At 61.6% G+C, this 12,857-nt stretch carries 14 protein-coding genes; 3 read left to right on the top strand and 11 right to left on the bottom strand.

What is annotated here, in order from left to right; all coding sequences use genetic code 11:
• Positions 1-13: 13 nt before the first annotated feature.
• From rnc to folK, 9 genes are all read right to left on the bottom strand, one after another.
• Positions 14-694 (bottom strand): ribonuclease III, encoded by a 681-nt coding sequence (gene rnc, locus ACK4FH_RS11505; RefSeq protein WP_409813739.1) that lies wholly within the window; start codon positions 692-694, stop codon positions 14-16.
• Positions 682-1,458, bottom strand: a complete 777-nt coding sequence (lepB, locus tag ACK4FH_RS11500) for a signal peptidase I (RefSeq protein ID WP_409813736.1) — start codon at positions 1,456-1,458, stop codon at positions 682-684. Before lepB ends, rnc begins: the two co-directional genes overlap by 13 nt.
• Positions 1,459-1,537: 79 nt before the next feature.
• Complete coding sequence (gene acpS, locus ACK4FH_RS11495; RefSeq protein WP_409813733.1) at positions 1,538-1,939, bottom strand: holo-ACP synthase; 402 nt, start codon at positions 1,937-1,939, stop codon at positions 1,538-1,540.
• Positions 1,936-2,727, bottom strand: a complete 792-nt coding sequence (locus ACK4FH_RS11490) for a pyridoxine 5'-phosphate synthase (protein WP_409813731.1) — start codon at positions 2,725-2,727, stop codon at positions 1,936-1,938. The genes acpS and ACK4FH_RS11490 overlap by 4 nt, the downstream gene beginning before the upstream one ends.
• Positions 2,724-3,335, bottom strand: a complete 612-nt coding sequence (locus ACK4FH_RS11485; RefSeq protein ID WP_409813730.1) for a DUF2062 domain-containing protein — start codon at positions 3,333-3,335, stop codon at positions 2,724-2,726. Before ACK4FH_RS11485 ends, ACK4FH_RS11490 begins: the two co-directional genes overlap by 4 nt.
• Before the next feature lie 9 nt (positions 3,336-3,344).
• A complete protein-coding gene (gene pyrE / locus ACK4FH_RS11480) occupies positions 3,345-3,929 on the bottom strand; it encodes an orotate phosphoribosyltransferase (protein WP_409813728.1) in 585 nt (194 codons plus the stop codon).
• 36 nt (positions 3,930-3,965) lie between these two features.
• A complete protein-coding gene (locus tag ACK4FH_RS11475) occupies positions 3,966-6,113 on the bottom strand; it encodes a RelA/SpoT family protein (RefSeq protein ID WP_409813726.1) in 2,148 nt (715 codons plus the stop codon).
• 188 nt (positions 6,114-6,301) lie between these two features.
• Positions 6,302-6,727, bottom strand: a complete 426-nt coding sequence (gene rpoZ, locus ACK4FH_RS11470) for a DNA-directed RNA polymerase subunit omega (protein WP_409813724.1) — start codon at positions 6,725-6,727, stop codon at positions 6,302-6,304.
• Positions 6,728-6,833: 106 nt separating this feature from the next.
• Complete coding sequence (gene folK, locus ACK4FH_RS11465; protein ID WP_409815260.1) at positions 6,834-7,364, bottom strand: 2-amino-4-hydroxy-6-hydroxymethyldihydropteridine diphosphokinase; 531 nt, start codon at positions 7,362-7,364, stop codon at positions 6,834-6,836.
• A gap of 188 nt (positions 7,365-7,552) precedes the next feature.
• Here folK and ACK4FH_RS11460 point away from each other — a divergent pair, with 188 nt between their 5' ends.
• Both ACK4FH_RS11460 and ACK4FH_RS11455 read left to right on the top strand, forming a co-directional pair.
• Positions 7,553-8,173: an NYN domain-containing protein gene (locus ACK4FH_RS11460; protein ID WP_409815258.1), complete on the top strand. Its 621-nt coding sequence runs from the start codon at positions 7,553-7,555 to the stop codon at positions 8,171-8,173.
• Positions 8,174-8,183: 10 nt separating this feature from the next.
• Positions 8,184-8,825, top strand: coding sequence for a uracil-DNA glycosylase (locus ACK4FH_RS11455; RefSeq protein WP_409813721.1), 642 nt, complete (start codon positions 8,184-8,186; stop codon positions 8,823-8,825).
• 6 nt (positions 8,826-8,831) lie between these two features.
• On the opposite strand, the gene smpB is transcribed toward ACK4FH_RS11455, so the two are convergent.
• Together smpB and dapA are read right to left on the bottom strand one after the other, a co-directional pair.
• Positions 8,832-9,329 (bottom strand): SsrA-binding protein SmpB, encoded by a 498-nt coding sequence (gene smpB / locus ACK4FH_RS11450; RefSeq protein ID WP_409813719.1) that lies wholly within the window; start codon positions 9,327-9,329, stop codon positions 8,832-8,834.
• Positions 9,330-9,354: 25 nt separating this feature from the next.
• The gene (gene dapA / locus ACK4FH_RS11445) at positions 9,355-10,230 is read right to left on the bottom strand and encodes a 4-hydroxy-tetrahydrodipicolinate synthase (RefSeq protein ID WP_409813717.1); all 876 of its coding nucleotides are present in this window, start codon (positions 10,228-10,230) and stop codon (positions 9,355-9,357) included.
• 281 nt (positions 10,231-10,511) lie between these two features.
• Here dapA and ACK4FH_RS11440 point away from each other — a divergent pair, with 281 nt between their 5' ends.
• A complete protein-coding gene (locus ACK4FH_RS11440; protein WP_409813715.1) occupies positions 10,512-12,791 on the top strand; it encodes a lytic transglycosylase domain-containing protein in 2,280 nt (759 codons plus the stop codon).
• Positions 12,792-12,857 lie beyond the last annotated feature (66 nt).

Genomic DNA, 12,857 nt, shown 5'->3' with positions numbered 1-12,857 from the left:
CCTTGCGGCACGCTCAGTCCTGACTGTGCCACAAACCGAGTTTTTCCAGCATGGCCTTCGCCGCCACCTGCTCTGCCTGCCGCTTCGAGGCGCCCTTCGCCTGCACGGGCGCCTGTCCCGCGACCTGAACGGAAACGGTGAATTCCGGCGCGTGATCCGGACCTGTCCGGCCTTCCAGAACGTATTTCGGCACCGGCTTCCCCGCACCCTGGGCCCATTCCTGAAGCGCCGTCTTGGCATCCTGCGGCACAATGCTCGATTTTTCGATCAGCGGCGCCCATTCCGCCCTGATAAAGCGCTCAGCCGCGGCAAGCCCGCCATCTATGTATAGCGCTGCAATGACCGCCTCGCAGGCATCCGCAAGAATGGCGGCCTTCTTCCGTCCTCCGGCCTTCTCCTCGCCTCCCCCCATGACGACATGATCGCCAAGGCCAACGCGCTCCGCCACTTCCGCGCAAGTCTCCTTGCGCACCAGCGAATTGAAACGGACGGCAAGCTCGCCCTCATCGGCTTCAGGGAAGTCCTCAAGAAGCCAGTCCGCAATGACGAGCGCGAGCACACGGTCACCGAGAAACTCGAAACGCTGATAGTTCGCGCCGTCGGCACTCGGATGGGTCAGCGCTCGCCTCAGCAGATCGTCATCTGCAAAATTGTGGGCAAGCCGCGCCTGCAGCGCCTGATTCACTCGACCCATTTGCCGATACGGTCCCAGCGAATGGCCGATGGCCACTTCCATACCTGCCAGAGCGCCGCGCTCCCATCGGCGGAGAAGAAAATGATCTCGGCCTTGCCAACAAGATTTTCAAACGGCACGTAACCGACGGATTCCGCAACGCGACTGTCGCTCGAATTGTCACGATTGTCGCCCATCATGAAATAGTGGCCTTCGGGCACCTGATAGGGCCCAACATTGTCCCACATGCTGTCCCTCATGCGGTCGAGGGTCAGATAGGTCACTCCGTTCGGCAGCGTTTCCTTGTAGCGCGGAACGCGGCGAACATTTCCGAATGCGTCGTTTTCGATGAAATCGTCCACACGCATGCGCGGCACTTCGCGGTCATTGATGTAGAGAACACCGCTGCGCATCTCGATCCTGTCGCCGGGCAGTCCGACGACCCGCTTGATGAAGTCCGTCCGGTTGTCCGTCGGCTGCTTGAACACGGCGATGTCACCGCGTTCAGGTTGCACACCTGCGATCCGCCCGCTGAAAAGAGGCGGACTGAACGGAAGGGAGTGCCGGGAATAGCCATAGCTGTATTTCGATACAAAAAGATAATCGCCGATCAGCAGCGAGGACTCCATTGAGCTCGAAGGGATGAAAAACGGCTGGAACAGAAGGGCGCGAATGACAATGGCTATAAGCAACGCATAGATGATCGTGCGCACATTCTCCGACAGCGAACTGCCACGCAACTTTCGCGCATTTTCGCTCATCGTGACTTTCCAGCTCTTCGCCATGCCTTGATTGCTCCCCTGCAGAGCTGCCGGACCATAACACATCGGATCAAGCGGTCTGCTCACTCTGAAATTGCGATGCCTAGGACCTGGGCACGGCGGAAATAATGACGAATGCCTGCGCGAGCGGGTGATCGTCGGTAATGGTCAGATGAATAACGGGCGACATGCCTTCCGGCGTGATTTCGTGAAGCCTGTCGAGCGCACCGCCGGTAAGCGCCATGGTCGGTTGCCCGCCGCGCATGTTGACGACGCCCATGTCACGCCAGAAAACCCCGCGGCGCAACCCTGTACCGAGCGCCTTGGAGCAGGCCTCCTTCGCTGCAAACCGCTTCGCATATGATGCCGCCCGCATGCGCCGCCCTTCCGACTTGCGCTGCTCCACTTCAGTGAAGATGCGCTTGACAAAGCGCTCGCCAAAACGGTCCAGCGTCTGCTCCACGCGCCTTATGTCGATGATGTCGTTGCCGATACCGATAATCATCGCACATCCCTGGATCGCAAGTCGTCGGCTGTCGCGCGCGCCACGTCCATGGCTTCACGCATGATGCGAATACTTTCGGCAAGGCCGGTGAAGATCGCTTCGCCAACCAGAAAATGGCCGATATTGAGTTCGGCAAGTTCGGGGATCGCGGCCACCGGGCCAACCGTGTCGAAGGTGAGCCCGTGCCCGGCATGAACTTCAAGCCCAAGCGCCGCGCCGTCTCGCGCTGCCGAAACGAGACGGGCAAGCTCCCCATCCCGCTTCGCGCTCTGCTTCTCGAGCACCGCATCGCAATAGGCGCCGGTATGCAGCTCGACGACCGGCGCACCGAGCGAACGCGCAGCCTCAAGTTGGCGTTTGTCGGCATTGATAAACAGCGAAACGCGAATGCCGACATCGCTCAACCTGTCGACGATCGGCTTCAGGTGATTGTGCAGCCCGGCAGCGTCGAGACCGCCCTCCGTCGTTACTTCCTCGCGCCTCTCCGGCACGATGCAGCAGGCATGGGGGCGATGCTTCAAAGCAATTGCGAGCATCTCCGGCGTTGCCGCCATTTCGAGATTGAGCGGCAGACCGATCTCGTCCATCAGCCGCGCAATATCATCGTCGCGAATATGACGCCGGTCCTCGCGCAGATGAGCCGTGATGCCGTCCGCGCCGGCCTCCGCAGCGAGTTTCGCGGCCCTCACGGGATCCGGATGATCGTTCCCGCGCGCGTTTCTGATCGTTGCCACATGATCGATATTGACGCCGAGGCGCAGATAGCCAGGCCTTGTCACATCGCTCATACCGCATCTCCCTTGGTCATCCCGAGGCCGTTTGTCCCGGTGGAATTTGCCGCAGCCGCTTCGGCGCGCACCCTCGCCCGTTCTTCCAGCAATATTCGCCTGCGCGATTGATAGGCTTCAACGCCGCTCCGCGTAATGACGTAAAAGACACATCCCGAGACAATTCCGACGGGCACAGCCCCTACCAGCAGGGGAACGATATGCGGCAACAAGCGGTCGAAGGCTCCCGCCTGCTGCACCATGCCCTCGATATCAGGATCGACATGCCCCACCGGCACACCGACCATGAAGGTGCCGACTTCGTAAACCACCAGAAAGATGAAAGGAAATGTCAGCGGGTTGCCGACAAATGTTCCAAGGGCGCTGGCCACCAGATTGCCCCGGATCACCCAGGCAACCAGCATCGCCAGCAGAATATGAAAGCCGAACAACGGCGTGCAGGAAGCAAACACCCCTGCCGCCACCCCGAGCGCGATCGCATGCGGCGTGCCTGAAAGCCGCCACACGCGCCGCCACCCATACTGAAACGACCTCTTCCAGCCGGAACTCGGCCAGAAAAACTCCTTCAGCTTCCTGATCGGGTGAAGTTCGACACGACGGCGAAACAATTCACTACCTCATGCAAGATGCCGGCTGCCCGGCTTCACGGCGGGCAGCGCCGCAAGCTCTTTCGGCAGCTTGTCGGCCGGATAGGCCGGAATGGCGATCCGGGCGAGCGAAATGAGCTTCGTGCCGACTTTGGCCTTGCCGCCCGACCTGTCGATCAGACAAGCCGCGGCCACAACCTTGGCGCCCGTCTTCTTGATCGCCTCGATGCACTCGCGCGAGGAAAGCCCGGTTGTCACGATGTCTTCCACCATCACCACACGCATGCCCTTTTCGAGATGAAAGCCGCGCCGGAGTGCGAATTCGCCATTCTCCCGTTCGACATACATGGCAGGAACCTTCATGTGCCTTGCCGTCTCGTAGCCGGGAATGATGCCACCAACAGCAGGCGAAATAATGGCATCAATAGGCCCCTTCACCTCGCCCGCGATTTTCGCGGCGAGCGCCTTGCAGAGTTTTGAAGTACGCGCCGGGTTCATGAACACCAGCGCCTTCTGCAGAAAGACCGGGCTATGCAGCCCCGATGAAAGGATGAAGTGGCCCCTGAGCAGTGCGCCGGCCTTCTCGAACTCCTTGAGAACCTTTTCCTGATCCATTTTCCACCGGCTTTGTTTTTGAGTGAGACTTGTCGGTCAGCGCCGCGGGCGCACCACTGTATTGACGCAGGAGAGCCCGTTCAGCGCCGACATGATCCGCGTCAGATGCTTCAGGTCACGCACTTCGAGATCGAGCTGGATGTCGTAGAAATCCATATCGCGCTGCGCCAGCGAGAGATTGGCGATATTGCTGCCATAATCGGCAATCAGCGTCGCAATATGACCGAGCGAACCGACCTCGTTCTTCGCCGTTACGCGAAGGCGCGCAGGAAAGCTCTGCGGGTGCTCTGGGTCAATATCCCACGTCGCATCTATCCAGCGCTGTGTATCGCCATCGAACTCCTCTAGAGCGGGCGCATCGATCGGATAGATGATCACACCTTCGCCCGGCATCATGATGCCGACAATACGTTCGCCCGGCAGCGGGAACATCTCCGGCGCAAGGCGGATCGCGAGGCCGGACGCCCGCCCCGTCACCCGCACCGAACCACTGCCCTCGTCCTTGCCGTTTGCCCGCGACCCGCGCTTGCGGCTCGCCTTCGGCGCCGGTTCCTCCGGATAAACCGTGAGCAACACCTGCGCCGCATTCAGCGTGCCGTCGCCGACCGACGCGAGAAGGTCATTGAGATCGTGCTTGCGCAGCGGCCCCAGCGCGCGCTCGAGGATCGTATCGCTTGCATCGCGTCCCACGGCTTCGAATGCCGTCTTGACGATCTGGCGGCCGAGCTTGCTGAATTCGGCCTGCTTCGCCGCACGTATCGACCGCCGGATGGCGGAACGCGCCTTGCCGGTCGCAACGATCGCTTCCCACGCGGGTGACGGCTTCTGGGCCTGCGAACGAATGATCTCCACTTCGTCGCCATTTTCGAGCTTGGTGCGAAGCGGCATGTGCCGACCGTTGATCTTGGCACCCACGCAGGTATCGCCGATCTCGGTATGCACGGCATAGGCAAAATCGATGGGCGTTGCGCCGCGCGGCAGCGTGATCAGCAGCCCGTTCGGAGTGAAGCAGAACACCTGGTCGGAATACATCTGGAGCTTCGTATGCTCCAGGAATTCTTCCGGCGAGGCCCCATGCTCCAGCATCTCGATAAGCTGACGGAGCCATTTGAAGGTCGCTGCAAACTCTCCGGTCGCATCGCCGCCAGCCGCCTCCTTGTAGAGCCAGTGCGCCGCGATACCGTATTCGGCCACTTCATGCATCTTTCGCGTGCGCACCTGCACTTCGGCGCGCTTCTTCTGCGGACCGATAATGGTGGTGTGCAGCGAGCGATAGCCATTCGCCTTCTGCGTCGAAATGTAATCCTTGAAGCGCCCCGGCACCATCGGCCATGCCGTATGCAACACGCCGAGCGCGCGGTAGCAGTCCGGCACATCGTCCACAATCACGCGGAAGCCGAAAATATCCGATAGCTGCTCGAGCGAGATCGCGCGGCGCTCCATCTTGCGCCACATTGAGTAGGGCCGCTTCTCACGTCCGATCACCTCACAGGGAAGACCGGCCGCTTCAAGCGTCTCCCTGATCTCCGTGGCAATCTTCTTCACGACATCGCCTGTCGACTCGCGAAACTCGTTGAGCCGCTTGACGAGCGCCTCGCGTGCTTCCGGATTCAATTCCTTGAAGGCGAGGTCTTCCAGCTCTTCCCGGATCTCCTGAATACCCATGCGGCCCGCCAGTGGCGCATAGATTTCCATCGTCTCCAACGCGATCCGCTGCCGCTTATCCGCCGACGAGATGAAATGCAGCGTCCGCATATTGTGCAGGCGGTCGGCGAGCTTCACCAGGAGCACACGGATGTCATTCGACATGGCGAGCAGGAACTTGCGGAAATTCTCCGCCTGCTTCGACCGCTCGGATGTGAGTTCGATCCGGGTGAGCTTCGTCACGCCGTCCACGAGCCCCGCCACCTGCGGTCCGAACAGCTTGGTGAGCTCGTCCATCGTCGAGCCGGTATCCTCGATCGTGTCGTGCAGCAGCGCGGTCACGATCGTTGCGGTGTCGAGCTTGAGGTCCGTCAGGATGCCGGCGACTTCGATCGGGTGAGAGAAATAAGGATCGCCGCTGGCGCGCTTCTGGCTGCCATGCTGCTTCATGGCATAGACATAGGCGCGGTTGATCAGGGCTTCGTCCGCTTTCGGATCGTAGCCGAGCACGCGATCGACGAGCTCATACTGACGCAACATGCCTTCGATTCTCCCGTGACCTTCCTTGCAACAATCCTAACATCCAAGGGGCGCCGCCATGCGGCCAAAACACGTAAGGCAGCCTGCCCGCAAACGAAAAGCGCCGCCCCTTACCTTCCGGCCGGGCGGCGCTTGAACCGAATAGCGTCTGGGCCTTGAGGCCGTCCTCCGGCCCGGATCACCCGTTCTCAGTCTTCCCCGTCCATGTCGTCCGCATCGGCAGATTTCTGCTGCGGCGAGTCGATCTGGCTCTGAATGGCGCGGAGCAGCTCTTCTTCGCTCATGCGGTCGCCGCCGCCTTCGGCCGAGCCGAACGTATCCTGAACCTCGACGCTGGTCTCGCCGGCCATCAGAAGCTGCATGTTCTCGACTTCCGGCTCTTCCGTATCGACGCGGCTCTGCATCGAACCGATCAGATCCTCGCGCAGATCCTCGGGCAGAATGGTCCGCTCGGCAATCTCGCGCAGCGCCACGACCGGGTTCTTGTCATTGTCGCGGTCGACGGTCAGCTCCGCGCCAGCCGACATGGCACGCGCCCGGTGTGCCGAGAGCAGAACCAGCTCAAAGCGGTTGGGCACCTTGTCGACGCAGTCTTCAACGGTCACGCGGGCCATTGCACAAAACTCCAGTATTCAGGATCCTGATTTGGCCCTGTATGTAGGGGCTGAACCCTCAGAAAGCAAGCAGGAACAGGCTCTTAGAGCCAATTCTGCGACGATTTTAGCCACTGGTCCGGCGAATGCGGGCAAGCTCGCCATGGGGCAACGCCGCAATCAGGCGCTCAACGCTCTCCCCGCTGACCGGGTGCCGCCAGCCGGGCGCGACCTCCCGAAGTGGCACCAGAACGAAGCTCCGTCCGCTAATCCCCGGATGCGGCAAGGCAATTGGCATTCCAGCGACCCCGCTCCGGGCGTTGCCGCCGGGCATAACAATGCCCCGATAGTCCAGCAGGTCGAGGTCGATAGCCCGCGGTGCCCACCGGTCCCGCCGCACCCGGCCAAACAGCGACTCGATCCTGTGCAATGTCCGGAGAAGCGCCTCGGGCGGCTCGGCTGCCTCGATTTCGGCCACTGAATTAACATAATCCGGTTGCGTATAATCGGACAGCGCCGGCGTCCGGTAGAATGACGCCACCTGAACGACTCGAATCCCGAACGACGGCATCGTGTTGAGCGCAGCCCGAAGCGTCGCTTCCGGCCCGCCAGACGCGCCGGGAAGATTGGCGCCGAGTGCAATCAGAATTATATTCATTGCATTCAAACTGGGTATTTCGAAGTCAAACGAATCAATTGCCGAAGAACATCTTGCCCGGCCTTGCCGGAAACCTTGCGCGAGCCACTATTCCGGTTCTAAGTCTCTGCAGGAAACCTTAAAGCTGCCAGATGAAGCGAAGTCAGGTCTTTTTTCATAACCGCATTCTTGTTTGGAGTTTTTGAATGATCTTTTATCCACATGAGCGAATGGCCCTTTTCATTGATGGCGCGAATCTCTATTCCGCCGCCCGCGGTCTTGGCTTCGACATCGACTACAAGCGCCTGCTGGATCATTTCCGGGGCAAGGGCACCCTGATCCGCGCCTTCTACTACACTGCCCTCCTCGAAGATCAGGAATATTCTCCGCTGCGTCCGCTGATAGACTGGCTGGACTATAACGGCTACTCGGTGGTGACGAAGCCGGCCAAGGAATTCACCGACGCGAATGGCCGCCGCCGTATCAAGGGCAACATGGATATCGAGCTTGCGATCGACGCGCTCGAAATCGCCGACAAGCTCGACCACATGATCATCTTTTCCGGCGATGGCGACTTCCGCCGCCTGGTCGATGCGCTGCAGCGCAAGGGCAAGCGCGTCACCGTCGTCTCCACCATGCGCAGCCAGCCGCCCATGATCGCCGACGAACTTCGCCGCCAAGCCGACCAGTATATCGACCTCGAATCCATGCGCGATATTGTCGGCCGCAGTCATTCGGATCGTCCGGCGCCTGCGCTCCGCAACGACGATGATGAATATGATTACGACGACGAAGAGAACGATCAGGACAGCCGTCCCGTGCGCGTCTGACTGGACCGCAATGACTTCTCCCGCCGAAGCGCCCCTCGACTGTCCGCTTTGCCCTCGCCTAGTCGCCTATCGCCGCGACAATGACGCGGCGCATCCCGACTGGTTCAATGCCCCGGTTCCCTCCTTCGGCGATGCGAATGCGCACCTCCTCATCGTCGGCCTCGCACCCGGCGTAAAGGGAGCGAACCGCACCGGCCGGCCCTTCACCGGTGACTTTGCCGGCGATCTTCTTTACGGCACGCTGCTTGAATTCGGCCTTGCCGAAGGAACATACGACGCACGCCCGGATGACGGGCTTGAGCTGAAAGGCGCGATGATTACCAATGCGGTGCGCTGCGTCCCGCCGCAAAACAAGCCGACGCCCGCCGAAGCGAAAAACTGTCTCGGTTTTCTCAAATCCCGTATCGCCGCATTGCCGGACCTCAGAGCCATTTTGGCATTGGGCCGCATTGCCCATGACGCAGTGCTTTCGGCACAAGGAATCCGCAAGGCTTCCGCCACATTCGGGCATGGCGCAACGCACGAGCTTCCCGGCGGTGTAACGCTTTTCGACAGCTATCACTGCTCGCGTTACAACACGAACACGCGCCGCCTTACGCCGGAAATGTTCCAGAGCGTCTTCCGCGCCATCAAGTCCTGCCTCGAAAACTGAAGGGTCTCAGCCCTTTTCGCGCATCAGCCGAGCCTTGTCGCGCTCCCAGCTGCGCTCCTTCAGCGTCTCGCGCTTGTCGGCGAGCTTCTTGCCCTGTGCAAGCCCGATCTCGACCTTCACGAAGCCCTTGTCGTTGAAATACATGCGGAGCGGCACGATGGTCATGCCCTGCCGCTGCACGGCCGCCGTGAGCTTGTCGATCTCGCGCCGGTGCAGCAGCAGCTTTCGCGGCCGCCGCGTCTCATGGTTGAAGCGGTTTGCCTGCAGATAGACGGGGATATAGGCGTTGACCAGCATGATCTCGCCATCCTTCGTCGCATGGGCATAGGCCTCGTTGAGGCTGCCCTGCCCCGTGCGCAGCGACTTAACCTCGCTGCCCTTGAGCTCGATACCGGCCTCGAACGTCTCGGTAATGCTGTAGTTGAAGCGCGCCTTGCGGTTGTCGGCAATGATCTTGCTGCCGTCACCGGGCTTCCGTTTGGCGCCGCCGCTTTTAGAGGACATGGCTCGCCTGTTTCCTTCCCGCCCCTCAGTTGAGGAGGCCGGCACTCCACATCGCGTCCCGAACCTTGTCCTGAACCGAAGCGCTCGCTGTCACCAGCGGAAGCCTGATTTCATTCTCGCAAAGGCCAAGCAGGCTTGCGCCATACTTCACCGGTGCCGGATTGGGGTCGATGAAGAGCGAGTTGTGGAGCGGCATCAGCCGGTCCTGAATCTGAAGCGCCTTGGCATAATCGCCGGCAAGCGTCGCCTCCTGGAATTCCGCGCAAAGCTTCGGCGCGATATTTGCGGTCACCGAAATGCAACCGACGCCGCCATGCGCATTGAAGGCAAGCGCGGTCGCGTCCTCACCCGAAAGCTGGCAGAAATCGGTCCCCATCGCCATGCGCTGCAGGCTCACCCGCGCGATATTCGCGGTTGCATCCTTTACGCCGGCCACGTTCTTCAGAGCGAAAAGCCGGGTCATCGTCTCCAGCGAAATGTCGACAATGGTCCGGCCGGGAATGTTGTAGAGGATGATCGGAATGTCGACGGCATCATTCACCGCCTTGAAGTGCTGATAGATGCCTTCCTGCGACGGCTTGTTGTAATAGCCGGTCACGCTGAGCACGGCGTCGGCGCCCGCTTCCTTCGCGAAAGCGGTCAGCTCGATCGCCTCAACCGTATTGTTCGAGCCCGCCCCGGCGATGACGGGCACCCGGCCGCGCGCCGTCTCGATGCAAAGCTGAACCACTCGCTTGTGCTCATCATGCGACAGCGTCGGGGACTCGCCCGTCGTGCCGCAGGGAACCAGCCCATGCGTACCCTGCTCGATCTGCCATTCCACAAGTTTCACGAACGCCGACTCATCCACCTTGCCGCCCTTGAACGGCGTAATGAGTGCAGTGAACGATCCCTTGAACATGGCTATGGCTCCGTTACCCCGGATTTACCCTGCCGGGGGGCTGTTTCGGGCGGTTCCCGAAGGCGCGCAACATAACCGCAAGTACCGGACGCGGCAAGAAACCTGCCTGTTCCGGCCTCCGGTTCCTGTTGCGGCGCAGTGGGGGCCGCGATTAGTCTCAAATAAATGACTGGATGGCAGGCTGAGGCAGTGCCGCTATACGGTCAGCGGCGCACGCCCGGCCCCTGATGGGCCGCGGCGCAGGCAAGATTCGGCTCATACAGGTCAGGTAAAACACCTCGATGGCAAAGTCCTCGGTGAAGCGTTTTCGGGTTGCGGCTCTATCCCTGGCGGCACTCGCCGCCACATCCGTGGGTTCGACCGCCTCGACAGTTCCCCTTGCCCGCCCCGATGGCGCCCAGGCGGCCGCCACACCGGTAGCAGCCGCACCGGCTGCGCGGGCCGCTTCGGCCGGTGCATATTCGGGTCTGAGCGCCGCCCAGATCGGCGCCCTGCGTTCGGCCTTCGCGGAGTCGGATCGCGGCAACTGGATTGCCGCAAGCCAGCACCTGCCGCAAGTCTCCGACCCCACGGCCATCAAACTCGTCACCTGGTCCCGCCTCATTTCCGACAACAGCACCGCGACCTTTTCCGAGATCGTCGCCTTCACGGACGCCAATCCGGGCTGGCCGCGCATGGCAACACTCAATCTTCGGGCGGAACGCGCGCTGCTCTCCTATCCGATGTCGAACGAGGATGTCGTCGAATGGTTCTCGGCCAATGGGCCGGAGACAGGCGAAGGCCGCATCCGCTATGGCAAGGCGCTCATTGAACTCGGGCGCACGGGCGAAGGCGCGGAATGGATCCGCCGGGCATGGGTCGAAAACGACTTCTCCCCCACCCGGCAAAAGGAAATTCTGGCGGCCTATGGCCAGCATCTGAATACCGAAGCGCAGCAGAACCGGCTCGCCCGCCTCCTCTGGGAGCGCCGCACCTCGGATGCCCGCACCACCGCCGCCCTTCTCGGCCAGGAGGCCCGCGCCCTTGCCGATGCGCGCATCGAGTTCATTTCCGGATCAAGCCGGGCCCAGGCCGCGCTATCGCAGGTGCCGCCGGCGCTGCGCGCTGACCCCGGCCTGCTTTACGAGCAGGTGCGCTATGAGCGCCAGCGCGGCAACGATCACAATGCTCTGCCGCTGCTGCTGACCGCGCCGACCGAGCCGCACAAACTGGTCCGGCCGGAAACCTGGTGGATCGAACGGCGCATTCTTGCACGCAAGGCTCTTGCCGATGGCCTCTACATGCAGGCCTACCAGATTGCCGCGGGCAGCGGCCTCAGCGAAGGCGTGGACTTTGCAGATGCCGAATTCATGGCCGGCTGGATTGCGCTCCAGTTCCTGAACAAGCCCGACATGGCCTATGACCATTTCCGCAAGCTCGAGGCGGGCGTTTCGACGCCCATCAGCAAGGCGCGAGCGGAATACTGGTCTGCGCGCGCAGCCTCCGCCGCCGGCAAGCAGGCGGACGCTGACCGCTATTTCAACCTAGCCGCCTCCTATCCGACGACCTTCTACGGTCAGCTCGCCAAGGCGGCCCTTGCGAGCCGCGGCGGGGATGTGAAGCTCACTCTGCCCGCCCAGCCGCCACGCGATGCAGGCACGACCCGGCAGTTCTCGGACCGCGAACTCGTGCGCGCCGCGCGAATTCTGAAAGACATGGAGCGCGAACGGGAACTCTGGGCCGTCATGCTGCATCTATCGAACACGCTCGAAAGCAAGACCGAACTCAGTGCCTTGTCTGAGCTGGCGCTCAATTTCGGCGACCGCAAGCTCTCGCTGCGTGTTGCCAAGAACGCACTTTCCCGCAATATCGTGATCGCCGAACACGCCTATCCGACCGACGCCATGCCCGCATGGACGCATCGCGGCCCGCCTGTCGAAAAGGCGCTCGTCTACGGCCTGTCGCGGCAGGAAAGCGAGTTCGACCCGAATGCGCTGAGCCCGGCCGGTGCGCGCGGCATCATGCAGCTCATGCCCGGCACGGCGCGTATCGTCGCAAAGCAGGTCGGCCTGCCCTATAACCAGAGCCGCCTGAACGACCCCGTCTACAATGCGACGCTTGGTGCCGCCCATCTCGGCGACCTTGTCGAGAACGAATTCGGCGGCTCCTACATCATGAGCATCGCCGCCTACAACGCCGGCTCATCCCGCGTCCGCCAATGGGTGAACCGCTTCGGTGATCCCCGCTCGACCGCTGTCGATCCGATCGACTGGATCGAAAGCATCCCGTTTTCGGAAACACGCAACTACGTCCAGCGCGTGATGGAGAATCTCGAGGTCTATCGCGGGCGGCTTGACGGCGCGCCGCAGCCCATTCGCATCGATCAAGACATTCGCCGTTACACCGGCTCGGCCCCGATCAATGACCCCGCGCCTACACCTCGGCCTAGCAATGTTCCGCTCGCACCGCCTGGCGCTACGCCCGCCGCACAGCCTTCGGCTATCCCTGGCACCGTGACGCCGACACCCGTCGCATCGCCGGTGAGCGGCATGGCCCCGGTCATCGAAGCAGAAGACCACTAGTCACGCTTTCGCGCTTGCGGCAGCCGTCTCGCTTGAACAAGATCGCCACCTCGTAACAGCGTGGAG

The sequence above is a fragment of the Parvibaculum sp. genome, assembly GCF_046297875.1.
Taxonomy (GTDB): Bacteria; Pseudomonadota; Alphaproteobacteria; order Parvibaculales; family Parvibaculaceae; genus Parvibaculum.
The sequence above is the reverse complement of the archived record's forward strand: the minus strand, read 5'-3'. Positions and strand labels throughout refer to the sequence as shown.

Coding starts and splice junctions, on each gene's coding strand:
- rnc (WP_409813739.1), bottom strand. CDS start 694: ATGGGTCGAGTGAATCAGGCGCTGCAGGCGCGGCTTGCCCACAATTTT.
- lepB (WP_409813736.1), bottom strand. CDS start 1,458: ATGGCGAAGAGCTGGAAAGTCACGATGAGCGAAAATGCGCGAAAGTTG.
- acpS (WP_409813733.1), bottom strand. CDS start 1,939: ATGATTATCGGTATCGGCAACGACATCATCGACATAAGGCGCGTGGAG.
- ACK4FH_RS11490 (WP_409813731.1), bottom strand. CDS start 2,727: ATGAGCGATGTGACAAGGCCTGGCTATCTGCGCCTCGGCGTCAATATC.
- pyrE (WP_409813728.1), bottom strand. CDS start 3,929: ATGGATCAGGAAAAGGTTCTCAAGGAGTTCGAGAAGGCCGGCGCACTG.
- ACK4FH_RS11475 (WP_409813726.1), bottom strand. CDS start 6,113: ATGTTGCGTCAGTATGAGCTCGTCGATCGCGTGCTCGGCTACGATCCG.
- rpoZ (WP_409813724.1), bottom strand. CDS start 6,727: ATGGCCCGCGTGACCGTTGAAGACTGCGTCGACAAGGTGCCCAACCGC.
- folK (WP_409815260.1), bottom strand. CDS start 7,364: ATGAATATAATTCTGATTGCACTCGGCGCCAATCTTCCCGGCGCGTCT.
- ACK4FH_RS11455 (WP_409813721.1), top strand. CDS start 8,184: ATGACTTCTCCCGCCGAAGCGCCCCTCGACTGTCCGCTTTGCCCTCGC.
- smpB (WP_409813719.1), bottom strand. CDS start 9,329: ATGTCCTCTAAAAGCGGCGGCGCCAAACGGAAGCCCGGTGACGGCAGC.
- dapA (WP_409813717.1), bottom strand. CDS start 10,230: ATGTTCAAGGGATCGTTCACTGCACTCATTACGCCGTTCAAGGGCGGC.
- ACK4FH_RS11440 (WP_409813715.1), top strand. CDS start 10,512: ATGGCAAAGTCCTCGGTGAAGCGTTTTCGGGTTGCGGCTCTATCCCTG.